This window comes from Streptomyces sp. NPDC055013 (assembly GCF_053608645.1).
In genome coordinates, this window is sequence record NZ_JBSGVW010000056.1 from 1 (window position 1) to 18,302 (window position 18,302).

The following is an 18,302-nucleotide window of genomic DNA, read 5'->3' on the forward strand; positions in this document are numbered from 1 at the left end:
TCCCCGACGGACGCCGCGCTCGCCGCTGATCTGGCGCTGCCGATCGAGGAGCTGGAGCTCACCGTTCGGTCGTACAACTGCCTCAAGCGCGAGGGCATCCACTCCGTGGGTGAGCTCGTGGCTCGTTCCGAGGCCGACCTGCTGGACATCCGTAACTTCGGTGCGAAGTCCATCGACGAGGTCAAGGCCAAGCTTGCGGGCATGGGGCTTGCGCTCAAGGACTCGCCTCCCGGGTTCGACCCGACCGCTGCCGCCGACGCCTTTGGTGCCGACGACGACGCGGATGCTGGGTTCGTGGAGACCGAGCAGTACTAAGAGCTCGGGCTCGGCGGTTGGAATGTGGCTGCGGGCCGGCTTTGGCTGGTCGCGCAGTTCCCCGCGCCCCTTTGGGGCGCGGCCCTTCCGGGCGTCTGAAAAGGCGCTCGGATCTCCGACAGGCGACCGCCTGCTCGGATACTGACCCCGGTACCTGACACGGCCGGGGCAGACACACAGGAGAGACAGAATGCCGAAGCCCACCAAGGGTGCCCGTCTGGGCGGCGGTGCCGCGCACGAGAAGCTGCTCCTCGCGAACCTCGCGAAGGCGCTCTTCGAGCACGGCCGTATCACCACCACCGAGGCGAAGGCCCGCCGTCTGCGGCCGTACGCCGAGCGTCTGGTCACCAAGGCGAAGAAGGGCGACCTTCACAACCGCCGCCAGGTGCTGCAGGTCATCACGGACAAGAGCATCGTGCACACGCTCTTCACCGAGATCGGACCGCGCTACGAGAACCGTCCGGGTGGCTACACCCGTATCACCAAGATCGGTAACCGTCGTGGCGACAACGCGCCCATGGCTGTCATCGAGCTGGTCGAGGCGCTGACGGTTGCTCAGGAGGCCACCGGCGAGGCCGAGGCCGCGACGAAGCGCGCTGCCAAGGACGCCGAGGTCACCGAGGCTGCTGAGACCAAGGTCGACACGACCAAGGCCGACGAGGCTGCCGCCGAGGAGTCGAAGGACGCGTAAGCGTTCTGCCGGGGGCTGTTCCGTTTGCGGCTGCGGCGCCGTCGTGGCTGGTCGCGCAGTTCCCCGCGCCCCTTTGGGCGTTGGCGGGCCCGTTCCCTTCGGGGAGCGGGCCCGCTTCTGTGTTCCTGAGAGGATCTCGTTGTGAGTGATGAAGCAGCACCCGGCTACGTCCGTGTCCGCCTCGATCTGTCCTACGACGGTGCCGAGTTCCACGGCTGGGCCAAGCAGGCCGGTGGGAAGCGGACCGTGCAGGGGGAGATCGAGGATGCCCTGCGGACCGTCACGCGGTCGGGCGGGACGACGTACGAACTGACCGTGGCGGGGCGTACCGATGCCGGGGTGCACGCTCGGGGGCAGGTGGCGCATGTCGATCTGCCGGAGGCGGTCTGGCGGGAGCACCACGAGAAGCTGCTCAAGCGGCTTGCCGGGCGGCTGTCCAAGGACGTGCGGGTGTGGGCGCTGCGGGAGGCGCCCAGTGGGTTCAACGCGCGGTTCTCGGCGGTCTGGCGGCGCTATGCGTATCGCGTCACCGACAATCCCGGGGGCGTCGACCCGCTGCTGCGCAGCCACGTCCTCTGGCACGACTGGCCCCTCGACGTCGACGCCATGAACGAGGCCGCCGGGCGGCTCCTCGGCGAGCACGACTTCGCCGCCTACTGCAAGAAGCGGGAGGGGGCGACCACCATTCGTACCCTCCAGGAGCTGAGCCTCGTGCGCGGGGACGACGGGATCGTCACCGCGACCGTTCGTGCCGACGCTTTCTGCCACAACATGGTGCGGTCGCTGATCGGGGCGCTGCTGTTCGTGGGGGACGGGCACCGGCCCGCCGACTGGCCCGGCAAGGTGCTTGCCGCCGGTGTCCGGGACTCCGCCGTGCATGTCGTGCGGCCGCACGGGCTGACCCTCGAGGAAGTGGGGTATCCGGCGGACGAGTTGCTCGCGGCGCGGAGCAAGGAGGCGCGGAACCGGCGATTCCTGCCCGGGACGTCCGGATGCGAAACCTGTTAGTTACCTGACATTTGAGGTCAGATAGCGCTCATGTCAGTACTTACCGGGCGTAAGTCACCTTGATGCCCCTTACAACCCCCTTACCTCTCGTATATCTTTTCATCGCTCAACTATGTGTTCGAGCTGCCCGGCCGTTGTTCGAGAAATCGACATGGGGAAGGCCGGGTAGGGGTGGGGGTCATACGGGCCGTATCCGGGCCCGGGGGTGGGTTTGTCATGAGTTCAGTTGGTCCTGCGCGGACCGGGGGGCGGCGCAGCACGCGCCAGAACGGCAACGGTGGCGGACGGCGGAAGGCCGGGCGGGGTGACGGTGCTCCGCTGGGGCTGCTGCCGCTGCCGCCGACGGACAAGGAGAAGTACTCCTACACACGCCGGCGACTGTGGATCCTGACGATCAGTTCGCTGATCAGCTTCTGCTGCCTGGTGATGAGCCAGTTCAAGCTGGCCCAGTCCACGCCGCTGCTGTGGATCTACACGCCGCTGCTGGTCTTCACGGTCCTGTACTACCTGGTGTCGCTGCGGGTGAACGGTTTCACCCGGGACTTCGACATCGCGCACCACAAGCGGCTGGTGCACAACTGGCGGCCCGAGGTGTACCCGAGCGTCGACGTGTTCCTGCCGGTGTGCGGTGAGCCCATCGAGGTGCTGCACAACACCTGGCGGCATGTGCGGGAGATGGCCGACCGGTATCCCGGCGTCTGCGTCCCGTTCGTGCTCGACGACGGTGCCAGTCCCGAACTGGCCGCCATGGCGCGGGATTTCGGTTTCCGCTACGGCACCCGGGAGAACCGGGGCTGGTTCAAGAAGGCCGGCAACCTGCACTTCGGGTTCGGGCAGTCCGACGGCAAGTACATCCTGATCCTGGACGCCGACTTCACGCCGCGCGCCGACCTGCTCCAGGAGCTGCTGCCGTACATGGAGGCGGACCCGCGCATCGGGATCGTCCAGTCGCCGCAGTACTTCCGGGTGTTGGACTCGCAGAACTGGATCGAGCGCGGCGCGGGCGCGGTGCAGGAGCTGTTCTACCGGTCCGTGCAGGTCTCCCGGCAGGGCAGCGACGGCGCCATCTGCGTGGGCAGCTGTGCGGTGTACCGGCGGGCCGCGCTGGAGACCAACGGCGGTACGACGCTGATCGAGCACTCCGAGGACGTGCACACCGGCTTCGACCTGCGGGGCCTGGGCTGGGACCTGCGCTATGTGCCGATCGCCGTGTCCACGGGCGTGTGCCCGGACACCGCCGGTGCCTTCTTCAACCAGCAGTACCGCTGGTGCTCGGGGTCGATGAGCCTGCTCGGCAGCCGGAAGTTCTGGCAGGCGAAGATCAGGTTCTCCAGCCGCCTGTGCTACATGTCCGGCTTCTTCTACTACATCCACACGGCGCTGTTCACCTTCGCCGCCCCCGTCATCCCGATCGTGCTGCTGATCGCGATGCCGGAGAAGCTCATGGTCGAGCACCTGGTCCTGGTGCTGCCCAGCATCATCTACACCACGATCATCTTCCCGATGTGGCACACGGCCCCCTACCGCCTGGAGGCCTGGGCGGCCCGCCTGATGTACGGCTGGGCCCACGTGTTCGCCATCTGGGACATCCTCCGCAAGAACCGCATGGGCTGGCAGCCCACCGGCTCCTCCGGCGCCAAGAAGAACAAGACGCGGCGCTTCTGGATCGGCATGTGGGTGTGGAGCGGCGGCACCGCGCTGATCTGGGTCGTGGGGGCGGTCTACCGCTCGTTCACCATGGACGCCCCGGACTTCGCCCTGATCCTGTCCTCCGGCCTCTTCTACGCCCTCGTCGTGGGCCGCGTCCTGGTCCAGCCCCGCGAGAAGGCGGTGGCCTGATGCGGCTGTTCGCCCGCACGCGTACGATCCTGGCGGCCGCGCTGCTCAGCGGTGTGCTCGCCCTCAGCGGCTGCTCGGTCCTCGGCGAGGAGCCGGGCGGCTCCTCCCGGAACAGCGAGCAGGGCAAGGCCGGTGCCGACTCGGCGGCGAGCCCCGGGACCGACGTGCCCTACGACGTCGTACCGCTGCTGAAGCCGGACAAGAAGTACTTCGGCGCCGCTGTGGACGGCGCGCCGACCTCCATGAAGAGCGTCGACACGTACACGAAGATGGTCGGCAAGCAGCCGAACCTCATCGAGTACTACGCCGCCTGGGGCGACGGCTTCGACGCCACCGGTGTGCGCAACGCCTGGCGTGAGGGCGCCATGACGCTGATGTCGTGGGAGCCCTTCGACACGCCGGTCGCCGACATCGCGGCCGGCGAGTCGGACGCGTACATCAAGGAGTACGCCACCGCGGTCCGCAAGCTGAACCTGCCCGTCGTGATCTCCTTCGCCGACGAGTTCAACGGCCACTGGGAGAAGTGGGGCACGAAGGACGTGACCCCGAAGGACTACGTGGCCGCCTGGCGGCACATCCACGAGACCTTCATCGACGTCGGCGCCTCGAACGTCATCTGGGCCTGGTCGCCCAACATCGTCAACCCGGTCAAGAGCGTGAAGCTCGAGCCGTACTACCCGGGCGACGCCTACGTCGACTGGGTCGGCCTCATCGGCTACTGGACGATCGAGGAGGACAACGCCTTCGACAGCGTCTTCGGGGCGACCCGGGACCAGGTCCGCACCTTCACCAAGAAGCCGATGATCCTGCTGGAGACCGCCGCGATGGCGGGTGAGCGGCGGCGTGCCGACATCCGCAACCTGTTCGCGGGCGTGACGGCGGACGACGACATGCTCGGTTTCATCTGGTTCAACCACAAAAAGCGTGCCGACTGGCGACTGGAGGCGAGCCCGCTGGCGCTGACGGAGTTCAAGCGCCTGGCCGCCGACGACAGCTTCGGCTTCGACGTACGGAAGCCGTGATGACCTCCCGAAACGATCATTACACGCCTCAGCCCTACGATCCGTACGCCGAGGACGAGTCGGCCTCCGGCTGGTTCAACTCGAACGGGCAGCGCCCCTCTCAGCAGGGCTACGGGTTCGACGCCGGCCAGTACGGGCACCAGCAGGAGCCGTACCAGGAGCCGTACCAGGAGCAGTACATAGAGCCGTACCAGGAGCCGTACCAGGCGCAGATCCCGCAGCAGCCGCACGGGCAGCACGAGGACCAGCCGACGTACGCGCTGCGCACCGTCCGGTACCAGCAGGTGCCGGACGACGAGCCGGGTTACCACATCCCCGCGACGCCGGAGGCCGGCTGGGACATGGCGGGCAGCCGTCGGCGGGCTTGGGTGAGCCGGACCGTGCTGCTGTGCATCCTCCTCATCCAGGCGGCCCTGTCGCTGCGGCTGTCCAACACGGCGTTCCAGGACGAGGCCCTGTACATCGCGGCCGGTCACGCCGAGCTCGACCATCTGCTGAACGGCGCGCCGCTGCCCATCAACTACGCCGCCTACTTCTCCGGTTCGCCGCAGCTGTACCCGGTGCTCGTCGCGCTGGTCGACGGGCAGTTCGGGCTCATGGGGGCACGGTGTCTCAGCCTGCTGTTCATGCTGGCCACCACCGGGCTGCTGTACTCCTTCACCCGGCGGCTGTTCAACGAGCGTGCGGCGCTGGCCGCGGCGGCGCTGTTCGCGGTGCTCCAGTCGACCGTCGTCATGGGGTACTTCGCGACCTACGACGCGATGGCGGTGTTCCTGCTCGCGCTGGCGACCTGGATCGTGGTGCGCACCGACCGCGCGCCGGTGGTCGCCGTCCTGCTCGCCGCGCCCGTGGCGGTGCTCGCGGTCGGCGTGAAGTACGCGTCCGCGCTGTACCTGCCCACCATCTGTGTGCTCGCGCTGCTCACCGCGTGGCCGCACAAGGGTGCAAAATCGTTCCTTCGGATGGTGCTGCTCGGCATCGGCATCGGCGGTCTGATGCTCGTGGGGATGTACACCACGGACCTGCTCGCCGGTGTCCAGCAGACCACCACCGACCGTGACCACGGCTCCGACAGCGCCCAGTTCCTGCTCCAGCGCTCGGCGGAATGGGGCGGGCTGATGTTCCTGACCGCTGTCGGCGGCGCCGTCTCCTACGTACGGCGCAGCCGTATGAACGAGTCGCCGATCGCGCTGAAGCTGGGCAACCCCGGCTGGCGCTGGCGTGCCCTGCTCGGCCTGACGCTGTGCGGCACGGCCCTGCTCGCGCCCGCGTACCAGATCCAACTGGCCACCGTGGTCTCGCTGTTCAAGCACGTCGGCTTCGGTCTGCTGTTCGCCGCGCCGATGGCGGGCGTGGGCGTGACCCGTCTGGTGGGCGCCCACTTCCGCTACCCCCAGCTCGGGATCATGCTCTGGACGGCGGTGCTGTGTCTCGGCATCTCGCAGGCGGACTGGCGCTTCGGCGTCTGGCCCGACTCCTCGAAGATGATCAGGACCATCGACACCCATGTGAACTCCAAGGGCCACTACCTCGCCTCGACACCCGAAGTGCCCGTCTACTACCTGCGGGAAAAGACCACTCATCGTCAGTGGCAGGGCGTGTTCGCGCTGGAGTACACGGACGAGAAGGGCAAGTACCACACGGGCGACGACGCCTACCGCGCGGCGCTGCGCGAGGGCGAGTTCGACCTGATCGTCCTGGACGGGCTCACCAACCCGCGGGTCGACGACGTCATCGCGGCCGCGGTCAAGGGCAACTCGCACTACCGGCTCCTCGGCAAGGTGCCCTTCAGCAACTCCAGCGGCACGGGCACGTACCGCATCTGGATCAAGACCTCCTGAGCTGTCGCCGCTCCACGGCAGAACGCTCCACGCCAAGAAAGGGGCCGTACCCATGCGGCTCACCGTCATCGGCACCGGCTACCTCGGTGCCACCCACGCCGCCTGCATGGCGGAACTCGGCCACGATGTCCTCGGGGTCGACGTCGACCCCGACAAGGTCGCCGCGCTGCAGGCGGGCCGGGTGCCGTTCCACGAGCCCGGGCTGCCGGAACTGATCGCCGAGCACACGGCGAGCGGGCGGCTGCGGTTCACGACCGACTATGGACAGGCCGCGGCCTTCGGCGACGTGCACTTCGTGTGTGTCGGTACGCCGCAGCGCACCGGCTCCGAGGGCGCCGACCTGACGTACGTCGACTCCGCCTTCGCGGCGATCGCCGCGCATGCCGGCCCCGACGCGCTGCTGGTCGGCAAGTCGACCGTGCCGGTGGGGACAGCGGGGCGGCTCGCGGACACGCATGCCGGCGTCGAGGTCGCCTGGAACCCGGAGTTCCTGCGGGAGGGCTTCGCCGTCGAGGACACCCTGCGGCCGGACCGGCTGGTGTTCGGGGTGCGCTCGGAGCGTGCCGAAACGATTCTTCGGAACGTGTACGCGCCCGTCCTGGCCGTCGGGACCCCGCTCGTCACCGCCGACTTTCCGACCGCCGAACTGGTCAAGACGGCCGCCAACGCCTTCCTCGCCACCAAGATCTCCTTCATCAACGCGATGGCGGAGGTCTGCGAGGCCGCGGGCGGCGACGTCGGCGTGCTCGCCGAGGCGATCGGGTACGACGACCGGATCGGCAAGAAGTTCCTGCGGGCCGGCGTCGGCTTCGGCGGGGGCTGTCTGCCCAAGGACATCCGCGCCTTCGCGTACCGCGCCGACGAGCTGGGCGTCTCGCTGGCGTTCCTGCGCGAGGTGGACGCGATCAACATGCGGCGCCGCGACAAGGTTGTCGAACTGGCACGGGAGATGTGCGGGGGAGGGGTTCTGGGGGCCCGTATCGCCGTACTCGGGGCGGCATTCAAGCCCGACTCCGACGACATCCGTGACTCGCCGGCGCTCAACGTCGCCGCGCGGCTGCGGCTCGACGGCGCCGACGTCACGGTCTACGACCCCGAGGCGATGGACAGCGCCCGCAAGGCGTTCCCGCTCCTCGGATACGCGCTGTCGGCCGAGGAGGCGCTGCGCGGTGCCGATCTCGTGCTGCATCTGACCGAGTGGCCGCAGTTCCGGGAGATCGACCCGGATCGGGCCCGGTCGCTGGTTTCCCGTCCGCGGATCGTGGACGGGCGGGGGGTGCTCGACGCGGACCGCTGGACCGCGGCGGGCTGGCGGTTCCGGGCGCTGGGAAGGCCCGCGCCCGTTGGGGAGGGGCCCCGGTAGGGGCTCCTAGGGGAGGGAAAGAGAAAGCCATGACGGGTCGTGACAACCACGACAGACATCCGGGCGTACCGGTCACCGTGGTCATGCCCACGTACAACGAGGCCGCGAACGTGGCGCGGATGGCCGAGCTGGTGCTCGGGCTGCCGATCGACGGGCTGCACCTGAAGATCGTCGACGACTCCAGCCCGGACGGCACCGGGCGGATCGCCGAGGAACTCGCCGAGAAGTACAACTGGGACGGCCGGCGCCGGATGAGCGTGCTGCACCGCACCGAGAAGGACGGTCTGGGGCGGGCGTACGTCGCGGGTATGAGCGCCGCGCTTCACGAGGGTGCCGCGTACGTCGTCCAGATGGACGCCGACGGCAGCCACCCGGCGGAGGCGGTGCCGCGCATGCTGGGCACGGCGGTGGCCTCCGGGGTGGGCCTGGTCGTCGGCAGCCGGTACGTCGAGGGCGGTTCGCTGGACGAGGACTGGGGCGTGCACCGGGTGCTGCTGTCCCGGTTCGCCAACCGCTACGCCCGCGCCGTGCTCGGCACGAAGATCCGGGACATCACGGCCGGCTTCAACCTGTGGTCGGCCGCGACGCTGCGGGACATCGACCTGGCCACCCTGGACAGCGCGGGCTACAGCTTCCAGGTCGAGCTGAAGTACAAGGCCGTACGGGCCGGGCACAGCGCCGTCGAGATCCCGATCCGCTTCGAGGAGCGGACGGAAGGTGTGTCGAAGATGACGCTTCGGACGCAGCTGGAGTCGGCGGTCGTACCGATCCGGCTGCGCCTGAAGCACAGGTGAGGCCCTGGGCGGCGGTCGACCGTGCGTCGGCCGCCGCTCGCCGCTACTCGCCCGCCGCCGCCGAAGCCTGGGCCTCGCCGCGCCGGCGGATCTGGCGGAACGTGAACTCCTCCAGGTTGTCGCCGGTCTGGAAGCCCGCCGTGTCCTTGTCCGTCATGTCCTTGCCGTTGGTGAAGCCGGTGATGGTGAAGTAGGCGTAACGGCCGTAGGAGTTGGACTTGGAGTAGCAGACGGCGGAGGCGCAGAAGTCCTTGATGCCCTTGCCGGACAGCGGCCGGACGATGTCCTTCTTGGTGTTCACCTGGCCCTTGACCTTCGTGGCCTTCGCCTCTGTGTCGAAGACGGCCACGCCCACCGTCACCGCGATGCCGTCCTTCACGTAGGAGACGCGCATGAAGCGGGTGCAGCCGTTGGCGGTGAGGATCTTCGGGAGCCCGCCCTCGGTGACCGCGGAGCAGTTCTTCGTGTCGTCCGTCGCGCCCTTCTTGTAGACCGTCTCACCCATGGTCAGCTGCGTGCCGGGGAAGAGGATCTGCGCGCCGAGCGGAGCGGTGTCCTTGGCCTTGCTGGAGATGAAGTCCTTCGGATCCAGCGGCGGCGGGGCGCTCGTCGACTCGAACGACGGGGCGGTGGACTGGTTCGGCAGGTCCGCGGTCGCCGGAAGCTCGGAAGACGGCTTGTTGGAGGCCGAGTTGCCGTCGTTCGACGACACCACGGCCACGGCGACGGCAGCGCCGATCGCGACGGTGGCCAGTGCTCCGCCGCCGACGAACAGCAGCCGACGCCGTTTGTTGCGGGTCTCGGACGCCTCGGCGAGTGCGGCCCAGTCCGGGGTCTGGTCGTCGGCGCCGCTGTTCCACGGCTGCTGGGATTGCGGTGTCCAGGGATCCCACTGGGACTGGGGTCCCCCCTGCTGCCCGTAGCTCATGGGGCGCATCTTAGACGGACCGAAGGCGTGCCGGTCCGCCCCAAGCGGCGCACAGGCCCCTAGCGTTCAGCCGGTGAGCGTGCACAAAAGCGACATCTCCGGGTGGTTGGTACGACGGGCGACGTGGCATCTGTGGGCGGTGCTCGGGGTCCTGCTGGGGGCCCTCGTGGTGCGTACGGCGCGGGTGACCTCGGACGGAGGGATGGACAACGCGATCGTCGTGCGGGCGGCGCGGGTCTGGCTGGGTGGGGGTTCGCCGTATGACGACCCCCACTTTCTCTATTTGCCGAGTGCGGTGCTGGCGGCGGCTCCTCAGGCGCTGATTCCGCGGGGTGTGCTGGGTGTGCTCGTGCCGGTGGTCGTGACCGGATGTCTGGTGGGGGGCTGGGTCTGTGCGCTGCGGGTGCACGGGGTGCCGCTGCGCAGCCGGTTCGCCGCCCTCGGACTGACCGGGCTCGCGGTCGGGTTCGCGCCGTTCGCGCACCTTGTTCAGCTGGGGAACTGGACCGCTACGGCTGTGCTCGCGCTGCCGCTGGGGTTGTTGCTGGCGGTGCGGGGGCGGTGGGTGGCGGCGGGGGCGGTGATCGGGGCGGCGATCGCGCTGAAGCCGTTGCTGGCGCCGGTGGGGTTGCTGTTCGTCTTCGCGCGGCGGTGGCGGGGGCTGGGGGTGATGGCCGGGGTGCCGGTGGTCGCGTCCGTGGGGGCGGCGTTGCTGCTGCCGGATCCTGCGGGGTTCTTCACCCGGACTCTGCCGTTCCTCCTGGGCGGGGACGACGGCTTTGTACGGCTGTATGAGGCGTCGCCGGCTGCTGTGCTGCCGAGGGTGGGGGTGCCGGAGGTGTGGGCCGGCGGGATCGGGGTGGTTGCGGCGGGTGTGGGGGTGGGGTGTGCGTATCGGCGGTGGCGGGGTGGCGACGAGGGGGCGCGGCGGCTGGTGGAGACCGCGGCGGGGCTGATGCTCTCGGCGTTCCTCGTGTCCCGGCCGTCGTACGACCACTATCTGCTGGTCGTCGTGCCGCTGCTGGTGGCCGGGGTGCTGGGGGAGGGAGCGGTTGCTCGGGGGGTGTGGTTCTGGGTGTCGCTCGTGCCGCAGATTCCCGGGGTGACCTGGCCTTATCTGGAGGCGGTGCAGCGGCGGGCCTTTCGGGACGCGGTGACGCTGTGTGGTCTGGCGGTGACCGTGGCGGTCCGCGGTGTTCGGTCCGGGCGGGGTGTCTCGCCCCCGCCGCCCCTGCCCGTCCCGTCCTCCAGGGGTTCCGCCCCTTCGACCCCGCCAGGAGCTCCGTCGCTGGATCCCACCGGGCCCGCGGCTTCGCCCGTCGAGGGGCGGACCCGGTGGGGGGAGGAGTGAGCCTCGGCGTGCCAGGGGCGGGGGGCGTGGCGTGGCGTGAGCCCTGGGGGCTCTGGGCGCTGGGCGTGGGCGTCCGGCTTAGGTGTCCGGCGGTTGGGGGTCGGGGATTTCGTGGCCGGGAGGTCGCTGGGGTGGGGCTGTGGGCCCGGTGTTTGGGGGGTGAGGGCCGGGCATGGGCGGCACAGCAGGGCCTGGTGCTCGCTTACGCTGGTCAATGGACAGCAGGGTGCAGTCGCCGGCCACCCGTTTTGACCCGGCCGTGGCGCCGCAGGTATCCTGCGTGTTCGTTGTGTATTGGCTCGCTCATTCTCACGGGAGTGGCCTCTACCTAGGTTCCCTGGAGCAGTTACCAGTGGGCGGCATACGGGCAGCGTCCCCGGCATTGTCGTCCCCAGCTGCACGATCGCTTCAGTGATGCCATGTGTCAGCACCCATCCACTGAAGAAGAAGGCTGCGAAGTGCGTACGTACAGCCCCAAGCCCGGCGATGTGACTCGCCAGTGGCACGTCATTGACGCTCAGGACGTCGTCCTGGGCCGTCTCGCCACCACCGCCGCGTCCCTTCTCCGCGGCAAGCACAAGCCGATCTACGCGCCCCACGTCGACACCGGTGACTTCGTCATCATCATCAACGCCGACAAGGTGCACCTGTCCGGTAACAAGCGGACCCAGAAGATGGCGTACCGCCACTCCGGCTACCCGGGTGGTCTGCGCTCCGTCCGTTACGACGAGCTCCTCGACAAGAACCCCGAGAAGGCCATCGAGAAGGCCGTCAAGGGCATGCTCCCCAAGAACACTCTGGGCCGTCAGATGCTCTCGAAGCTGAAGGTCTACAAGGGTGACCAGCACCCGCACGGCGCGCAGCAGCCGCAGCCGTACGAGATCACCCAGGTCGCGCAGTAAGTCCGGCCACCCCCTAAGACTGAAGAGAATCTGAGGAGAATCGTGGCCGAGACCACCCCTGAGCAGCCGGTCGAAGAGACTGAGCTCGTCGACATCGACAGCTACACCACCGAGTCCGAGGTCCCCGTCGAGGGCGAGTACACCTCGGAGTCGCTGGCGTCCCGCTTCGGTGAGCCCCAGCCGGCCGCCGGCCTGGGTCGCCGCAAGAACGCCATCGCCCGCGTCCGGATCGTTCCGGGCACCGGCAAGTGGAAGATCAACGGTCGCACCCTTGAGGACTACTTCCCCAACAAGGTGCACCAGCAGGAAGTCAACGAGCCCTTCAAGGTGCTCGAGCTCGAGGGCCGTTACGACGTCATCGCCCGCATCGCCGGTGGCGGTGTCTCCGGCCAGGCCGGTGCGCTGCGTCTCGGTGTCGCCCGCGCCCTGAACGAGGCCGACGTCGACAACAACCGAGGCCCGCTGAAGAAGGCCGGCTTCCTCAAGCGCGACGACCGTGCGGTCGAGCGCAAGAAGGCCGGTCTGAAGAAGGCCCGCAAGGCCCCGCAGTACAGCAAGCGCTAAGCGCAAGCTGCCTCTGCTCGTACTCCGGTACTCCGAACGCCCCGGCGGCACGCCACAGTGCCGCCGGGGCGTTCGTCTTATCACCGGGCTCGGGCGTATAACGGCACAAGACGTTCAAAGGCTTGTGTGATCCGATGCACCGGGCATGGAATGCCTGGGAGCGGCAGCCCCCGGTGGCCCGGTGGCCCATCGAGCGCGGGCTCCGCTTTCGGAACTGAAGTTTCCTCAGGAGGACAAGTGGGACGACTCTTCGGCACGGACGGCGTGCGTGGTGTCGCCAACGCGGATCTGACGGCCGAGATGGCGCTCGGTCTGTCCGTGGCGGCAGCGCACGTACTCGCCGAGGCGGGCACCTTCGAGGGCCACCGGCCGACAGCGGTGGTCGGGCGGGATCCGCGCGCGTCCGGGGAGTTCCTGGAGGCCGCCGTCGTCGCGGGCCTCGCGAGCGCGGGTGTCGACGTGATGCGGGTCGGCGTGCTGCCCACGCCCGCGGTCGCGCACCTCACCGGCTCGCTCGGCGCCGACCTCGGTGTCATGCTCTCCGCCAGCCACAACGCCATGCCGGACAACGGCATCAAGTTCTTCGCCCGCGGCGGCCACAAGCTCGCCGACGAGCTGGAGGACCGTATCGAGTCCGTCTACGACGAGCACCGGCACGGTGAGCCGTGGCAGCGGCCGACGGGTGCGTCGGTCGGGCGGGTGCGGTCGTACGACCAGGGGTTCGACGAGTACGTCGCCCACCTCCTGGGCGTCCTGCCCAACCGGCTGGACGGGCTGAAGATCGTCCTCGACGAGGCGCACGGCGCCGCGGCGGGCGTCTCTCCGGAGGCGTTCCGGCAGGCCGGGGCCGACGTCGTCACCATCGGTGCCGAGCCGGACGGGCTCAACATCAACGACGGCTGCGGGTCCACGCATCTGGACAAGCTGAAGGCCGCCGTTCTCGGTCACGGGGCCGCGCTGGGAATCGCGCACGACGGGGACGCCGACCGGTGCCTCGCCGTGGACCACACCGGCGAGGAGGTGGACGGCGACCAGATCCTCGCCGTGCTCGCGCTGGCGATGCGGGAGCGGTCCGAGCTGCGGTCCGACACGGTTGTGGCGACTGTGATGTCGAACCTCGGCTTCAAGCTGGCGCTGGAGCGCGAGGGGCTGAAGCTGGTGCAGACCGCCGTCGGTGACCGGTATGTGCTGGAGGAGATGAAGGAGCACGGCTACGCCCTCGGTGGCGAGCAGTCCGGGCACGTCATCATCCTCGACCACGCCACGACCGGTGACGGCACGCTGACCGGGCTGCTGCTGGCGGCTCGGATCGCCCAGACCGGGCGTACGCTGCGTGATCTCGCCGGCGTGATGGAGCGGCTGCCGCAGGTGCTGATCAACGTCCCGGACGTGGACCGGACCCGGGTCGGGAGCTCGGCCGAGCTGGCTGCCGCCGTCACCGAGGCGGAGCGGGAACTCGGTTCCACGGGACGGGTGTTGCTGCGGCCGTCCGGTACCGAGCCGTTGGTGCGGGTGATGGTCGAGGCGGCGGACATCGAGCAGGCTCGGTCGGTGGCGGGGCGGCTGGCTGATGTCGTGAAGTCCGCGCTGGGGTAGTGGTTCGTTCCGGGTAGGGGCGGGGGATTCTGCTTTGTTCGCGGGCTGCTGATTCGTTGTGGCTTGTCGCGCAGTTCCCCGCGCCCCTTACGGGGCGCTGTCCCGGACGGCGTTCTTGGGCTGACGCTGCTTGGACCAGAGCCACTTCTGGGCGGCGAGGGTGAGCGTGCCCGCCACGACGATGCCCAGCAGGTTCAGCAGGAGCTGTTCCGTTGAGCCCCAGGCCTGCTTGTACTCGTCGTAGCTGAAGGCCACGGCGGCGTTCGCGGCGGCTGGGACCGTCGTCACCGAGATGGCGACGCCCACCAGCGCGCCCGACTTGGCCGAGGTCAGGGACAGCGTGCCCGCGCAGCCGGCGAGGACGGCCACGACGAACGAGAACCAGTCGGGCCGGTAGATGAAGTTGGTGTTGGGGCGTTCGGCCTCCAGCTGTGCGTGGCTGAACAGGTTCACGGCGTCCATGAAGTAGCTGAAGCCCACCGTGACCGCCATGGCCGCTGCGAAGCCCACCAGCAGGGCGATCAGGGAACGCAGCGCCAGGCGCGGATGGCGCTGGACGATCGCCGTGCAGACGCCCGCCAGCGGGCCGAACTCCGGGCCGACCGCCATCGCGCCGACGATCAGGATCGCGTTGTCGAGGACCACACCGCAGGCCGCGATCATCGTGGCGAGCGTGATGAAGGCGATGTAGGTGACGGAGAGCGTCGACTCCTCGTGCGTGGCGTCCGTGAGGTGCTCCCACAGCACCGCGTCCGCTCCCTCGCCCGGCGCCTCCTTCTCGGCCTTGTCGGCGCGCTTGGACAGCGACAGGTCGATGTTCTCGACGGCGATGGATCCCGACTCCTCGATGCCCAACTGCTGCAGATCGGTGAGGAGTTCGTCGCCCGCCTCGCGCGCCACGTCACACATGACCAGGTCCCCTGCGGGGTTGCGGGCGGCGCCCGGCAGGACGGCGAGGTGGGTCGTCCCCACCGTCCTCTCGATCAGGCGGACCACGTCGTCGGTCCGGTCGGCCGGTGTGATCAGGCGCAGATGCAGCATGACGCCTTTTTAACAGGCCCGTGTGACAGCCTCACAGCTTGCGCAGGCTCAGCCGCTGCACCTTGTGGTCCGGGCCCTTGCGGACGACCAGGGTGGCCCGGCCGCGCGTGGGGGCGATGTTCTCGACGAGGTTGGGCTTGTTGATGGTGCGCCACATCGTGCCCGCGTAGTCGAGGGCCTCCTCCTCGGACACCTGGGTGTACTTGCGGAAGTACGAGGACGGGTTCTGGAAGGCGGTCTCGCGCAGCCGCTTGAAGCGGTTGAGGTACCAGCGCTCGATGTCCTCGGTGCGGGCGTCGACGTACACGCTGAAGTCGAAGTAGTCGGCGAGGCCGACCCGGGTGCGGCCGTCCTTGCCGGGGAGGGCGGGCTGCAGGACGTTCAGGCCCTCGACGATCAGGATGTCGGGGCGGCGGACCGTGAGCTTCTGGTCCTGGACGATGTCGTAGATCAGGTGGGAGTAGACGGGTGCCGTGACCTCGTCCTTGCCCGCCTTGATGTCGGCGACGAAGCGGGTGAGGGCGCGGCGGTCGAAGGACTCGGGGAATCCTTTCCGCGACATCAGGCCGCGGGCCTGGAGCTCCTTGGTGGGCAGCAGGAAGCCGTCCGTGGTGACCAGCTCCACGCGCGGGTGCTCGGGCCAGCGGGAGAGCAGGGCCTGCAGCAGACGGGCGACCGTGGACTTGCCCACGGCGACCGAGCCGGCGACCCCTATGACGAATGGGGTGCCGGACTGGGAGCCCTGTTCGCCCAGGAAGGTGTTCAGTGCCCCTCTGAGACCGTCCGTGGCGCCGACGTAGAGGTTGAGGAGGCGGGAGAGCGGGAGGTAGATGTCGCGGACCTCGTCGAGGTCGATGACATCGCCCAGACCGCGCAGCTTCTCGACCTCCTCCGCCGTGAGCGGCAGCGGGGTCTTGTCGCGCAGCGCGCTCCACTCCGAGCGGGTGAGGTCGACGTAGGGAGTCGCCTCCGGCCTGGGCCGGTGGGCGCTCCGGGGCATCGAGGAGACCGGAGAGATCACAGTCCATTGTTACGGGAGTACGAACGGACGGTGAGGTGGGATCCGTCACGCCGCCGCGTTCTCGGGATATAACGGCTGCCTTGGGCAGGTACCCGGGCAAAGTGGGGAATGTCAGTGGCGTGCGTCACAGTTGTGGGAGAGGTGGGCCCAGCCCGGAGTCCACCGACCCCGAGGGGGTGACCCATGACGTATGCGATCGAGGCGGAAGGCCTGGTCAAGCGGTTCAAGGACACCGAGGCACTGGCCGGGGTCGACCTGGGGGCCCGGCGAGGCACGGTGCTCGGACTGCTGGGTCCCAACGGCGCGGGGAAGACCACCGCTGTGCGAATCTTCGCGACGCTGCTCCGGCCGGACGCCGGCCGGGCGCAGGTGGCCGGGCACGACGTGGTCCGGGAGGCCGGGGTCGTACGCGCCATGGTCGGGCTGACCGGGCAGTACGCGGCGGTGGACGAGAACCTGACCGGCACGGAGAACCTGCTGATGATCGGCAGGCTGCTCGGCCTGCCACGCCGGGCGGCGAAGGCGCGCGCGGCCGAGCTGCTGGAGCGCTTTCAGCTGTCGGACGCGGCCGGGCGGGCCACGAAGACCTACTCCGGCGGCATGCGCAGGCGTCTGGATCTGGCGGCCAGTCTCGTCGGGCGGCCCAGCATCCTCTTTCTCGACGAGCCGACGACCGGCCTCGACCCGCACAGCCGCGGTGAGCTGTGGGACCTGCTGCGGGGCCTGGTCGCGGACGGGGCGACGGCCCTGCTGACCACGCAGTATCTGAACGAGGCCGATGTGCTCGCCGACGACATCGTGGTGATCGACAAGGGCCGGGTGATCGCCGAGGGCACGCCCGATCAGCTGAAGTCACAGGTCGGGGGCCAGGTTCTGCAGCTGCGGCCGGTGGCGCCGGAGCATCTCGTACGGGCCCACCTGCTGGTCGCCGAGGCGGCCGGCCCGCAGACGCAGATCGAGGGCGAGACGATCACCGCCCCGGTGAACGATCCCGAGCTGATGCCCGCCGTCGTGCGCACGCTGGACCGTGAGGGGATCGCGGTGGGCGAGCTGGCACTGCGGCGCTCGTCGCTGGACGAGGTGTTCCTGGCGCTGACCGGACACCGTGCCGAGCCGGGCGAGCCGGAGGGCAACGGCGGGGCGGCCGTACGGGACGACGACGAGAGCGAGCTGGAGAAGGCGGTGAGCCGGTCATGAGCGCCGCCACCACGACCATCACGGCCCCGATCACCAAGTCGGGCCGGGTGCGACCGCTCGACGGGATGCGGCAGACCTTCACGATGGCCTGGCGGAGCCTGGTCGCCGTGAAGCACAACCCCCTCGAACTGGTCGACTACAGCATCACGCCGATCATGTTCGTGTTCCTCTTCACGTATGTGCTGGGCGGGCAGATGGCCGGGTCGCCCGAGGCGTATCTGAAGTACGCGCTGCCGGGGATCATCGTCCAGAACACCCTGTTCATGACCATGTACACGGCCATGGCGCTCAACACCGACCTCACCAAGGGCGTCTTCGACCGGCTGCGCAGCCTGCCGATCGCGCGCTCGGCACCGCTCATCGGCCGCATCACCGCCGACCTCGCCAAGCATGTCTGGGCGCTGCTGCTGATGATCGGGCTCGGTCTGCTGCTCGGCTTCCGGATCACCGGGGGAGTGGGCGGGTTCCTGCTCGGGACGCTGCTGGTGGTCGTGTTCGCGGCGGCGGTGTCGTGGAGCGCGGTGCTGATCGGGATGCTGGCGGGGGACGCCGAGAAGGTGCAGGCCTTCGCGTTCACGATCATTTTCCCGATCACGTTCACGAGCAGCGCGTTCGTCATGGTGGACACCATGCCGGGATGGCTGCAGGCGTGGAGCGACGTGAATCCGGTGACGCATCTGTCGGACGCGTTCCGGGGGCTGCTGCTGGGTGGGCCGGTGGCGGAGCCGGTGCTGTGGTCGCTGGTGTGGGCGGCCGGGATCGCGCTCGTGTTCTATCCGTTGGCCATGCGGTCCTATCGGGCGAAGACCTGACGGAGGTCTGCGATACG

At 69.1% G+C, this 18,302-nt stretch carries 17 protein-coding genes; 14 read left to right on the forward strand and 3 right to left on the reverse strand.

Annotation, left to right across the window (positions count from 1 at the left end):
• The 8 genes from ACWGDB_RS39530 to ACWGDB_RS39565 all read left to right on the forward strand — a co-directional run.
• A partial coding sequence (locus ACWGDB_RS39530) for a DNA-directed RNA polymerase subunit alpha C-terminal domain-containing protein (protein ID WP_351579901.1) occupies positions 1-315 on the forward strand: 315 nt, incomplete at its 5' end.
• 190 nt (positions 316-505) lie between these two features.
• Positions 506-1,006, forward strand: a complete 501-nt coding sequence (gene rplQ, locus ACWGDB_RS39535) for a 50S ribosomal protein L17 (protein WP_427840372.1) — start codon at positions 506-508, stop codon at positions 1,004-1,006.
• Positions 1,007-1,147: 141 nt separating this feature from the next.
• Entirely contained in the window at positions 1,148-2,014 is an 867-nt protein-coding gene (gene truA / locus ACWGDB_RS39540) for a tRNA pseudouridine(38-40) synthase TruA (RefSeq protein WP_453826897.1), read from the forward strand.
• 423 nt (positions 2,015-2,437) lie between these two features.
• Positions 2,438-3,853, forward strand: coding sequence for a glycosyltransferase family 2 protein (locus ACWGDB_RS39545; protein WP_453826925.1), 1,416 nt, complete (start codon positions 2,438-2,440; stop codon positions 3,851-3,853).
• On the forward strand, positions 3,853-4,875 hold the full coding sequence (locus tag ACWGDB_RS39550; RefSeq protein WP_453826898.1) for a glycoside hydrolase family 26 protein: 1,023 nt from the start codon (positions 3,853-3,855) through the stop codon (positions 4,873-4,875). The genes ACWGDB_RS39545 and ACWGDB_RS39550 overlap by 1 nt, the downstream gene beginning before the upstream one ends.
• The gene (locus ACWGDB_RS39555; RefSeq protein ID WP_453826899.1) at positions 4,875-6,716 is read left to right on the forward strand and encodes an ArnT family glycosyltransferase; all 1,842 of its coding nucleotides are present in this window, start codon (positions 4,875-4,877) and stop codon (positions 6,714-6,716) included. Before ACWGDB_RS39550 ends, ACWGDB_RS39555 begins: the two co-directional genes overlap by 1 nt.
• Before the next feature lie 52 nt (positions 6,717-6,768).
• Positions 6,769-8,079 (forward strand): UDP-glucose dehydrogenase family protein, encoded by a 1,311-nt coding sequence (locus ACWGDB_RS39560; RefSeq protein WP_453826900.1) that lies wholly within the window; start codon positions 6,769-6,771, stop codon positions 8,077-8,079.
• A gap of 29 nt (positions 8,080-8,108) precedes the next feature.
• Complete coding sequence (locus ACWGDB_RS39565; RefSeq protein ID WP_453826901.1) at positions 8,109-8,873, forward strand: polyprenol monophosphomannose synthase; 765 nt, start codon at positions 8,109-8,111, stop codon at positions 8,871-8,873.
• Between the two features lie 43 nt (positions 8,874-8,916).
• On the opposite strand, the gene ACWGDB_RS39570 is transcribed toward ACWGDB_RS39565, so the two are convergent.
• Entirely contained in the window at positions 8,917-9,801 is an 885-nt protein-coding gene (locus ACWGDB_RS39570; protein WP_453826902.1) for a hypothetical protein, read from the reverse strand.
• Between the two features lie 73 nt (positions 9,802-9,874).
• Between ACWGDB_RS39570 and ACWGDB_RS39575 the strand changes: the two genes are divergently transcribed.
• The 4 genes from ACWGDB_RS39575 (at position 9,875) to glmM (ending at position 14,214) form a co-directional block, all read left to right on the forward strand.
• Positions 9,875-11,152, forward strand: coding sequence for a glycosyltransferase family 87 protein (locus ACWGDB_RS39575; RefSeq protein WP_453826903.1), 1,278 nt, complete (start codon positions 9,875-9,877; stop codon positions 11,150-11,152).
• Positions 11,153-11,610: 458 nt separating this feature from the next.
• Complete coding sequence (rplM, locus tag ACWGDB_RS39580; RefSeq protein WP_030950652.1) at positions 11,611-12,054, forward strand: 50S ribosomal protein L13; 444 nt, start codon at positions 11,611-11,613, stop codon at positions 12,052-12,054.
• A gap of 42 nt (positions 12,055-12,096) precedes the next feature.
• Positions 12,097-12,618 carry a 30S ribosomal protein S9 gene (gene rpsI / locus ACWGDB_RS39585; RefSeq protein WP_383612015.1) on the forward strand — a complete coding sequence of 174 codons (522 nt, stop codon included), beginning with the start codon at positions 12,097-12,099 and terminating at the stop codon, positions 12,616-12,618.
• 237 nt (positions 12,619-12,855) lie between these two features.
• Positions 12,856-14,214, forward strand: coding sequence for a phosphoglucosamine mutase (gene glmM, locus ACWGDB_RS39590; RefSeq protein WP_427840367.1), 1,359 nt, complete (start codon positions 12,856-12,858; stop codon positions 14,212-14,214).
• Positions 14,215-14,301: 87 nt separating this feature from the next.
• Here the strand turns inward: glmM and ACWGDB_RS39595 are convergent, their stop codons facing one another.
• Positions 14,302-15,255: a DUF389 domain-containing protein gene (locus tag ACWGDB_RS39595; protein WP_453826904.1), complete on the reverse strand. Its 954-nt coding sequence runs from the start codon at positions 15,253-15,255 to the stop codon at positions 14,302-14,304.
• Between the two features lie 31 nt (positions 15,256-15,286).
• Positions 15,287-16,255, reverse strand: a complete 969-nt coding sequence (coaA, locus tag ACWGDB_RS39600) for a type I pantothenate kinase (protein ID WP_453826905.1) — start codon at positions 16,253-16,255, stop codon at positions 15,287-15,289.
• A gap of 204 nt (positions 16,256-16,459) precedes the next feature.
• Here coaA and ACWGDB_RS39605 point away from each other — a divergent pair, with 204 nt between their 5' ends.
• Together ACWGDB_RS39605 and ACWGDB_RS39610 are read left to right on the forward strand one after the other, a co-directional pair.
• A complete protein-coding gene (locus ACWGDB_RS39605; protein ID WP_453826906.1) occupies positions 16,460-17,473 on the forward strand; it encodes an ATP-binding cassette domain-containing protein in 1,014 nt (337 codons plus the stop codon).
• Complete coding sequence (locus tag ACWGDB_RS39610; protein ID WP_453826907.1) at positions 17,470-18,285, forward strand: ABC transporter permease; 816 nt, start codon at positions 17,470-17,472, stop codon at positions 18,283-18,285. Before ACWGDB_RS39605 ends, ACWGDB_RS39610 begins: the two co-directional genes overlap by 4 nt.
• The last annotated feature ends 17 nt before the right edge of the window (positions 18,286-18,302 follow it).

What these genes read in the sequence shown, in the direction of transcription:
- ACWGDB_RS39605 (WP_453826906.1), top strand. Translation starts at nt 16,460, where the DNA reads ATGACGTATGCGATCGAGGCGGAAGGCCTGGTCAAGCGGTTCAAGGAC.
- ACWGDB_RS39595 (WP_453826904.1), bottom strand. Translation starts at nt 15,255, where the DNA reads ATGCTGCATCTGCGCCTGATCACACCGGCCGACCGGACCGACGACGTG.
- ACWGDB_RS39560 (WP_453826900.1), top strand. Translation starts at nt 6,769, where the DNA reads ATGCGGCTCACCGTCATCGGCACCGGCTACCTCGGTGCCACCCACGCC.
- ACWGDB_RS39555 (WP_453826899.1), top strand. Translation starts at nt 4,875, where the DNA reads ATGACCTCCCGAAACGATCATTACACGCCTCAGCCCTACGATCCGTAC.
- ACWGDB_RS39570 (WP_453826902.1), bottom strand. Translation starts at nt 9,801, where the DNA reads ATGAGCTACGGGCAGCAGGGGGGACCCCAGTCCCAGTGGGATCCCTGG.
- ACWGDB_RS39610 (WP_453826907.1), top strand. Translation starts at nt 17,470, where the DNA reads ATGAGCGCCGCCACCACGACCATCACGGCCCCGATCACCAAGTCGGGC.
- ACWGDB_RS39550 (WP_453826898.1), top strand. Translation starts at nt 3,853, where the DNA reads ATGCGGCTGTTCGCCCGCACGCGTACGATCCTGGCGGCCGCGCTGCTC.
- ACWGDB_RS39565 (WP_453826901.1), top strand. Translation starts at nt 8,109, where the DNA reads ATGACGGGTCGTGACAACCACGACAGACATCCGGGCGTACCGGTCACC.
- coaA (WP_453826905.1), bottom strand. Translation starts at nt 16,255, where the DNA reads ATGCCCCGGAGCGCCCACCGGCCCAGGCCGGAGGCGACTCCCTACGTC.
- rplQ (WP_427840372.1), top strand. Translation starts at nt 506, where the DNA reads ATGCCGAAGCCCACCAAGGGTGCCCGTCTGGGCGGCGGTGCCGCGCAC.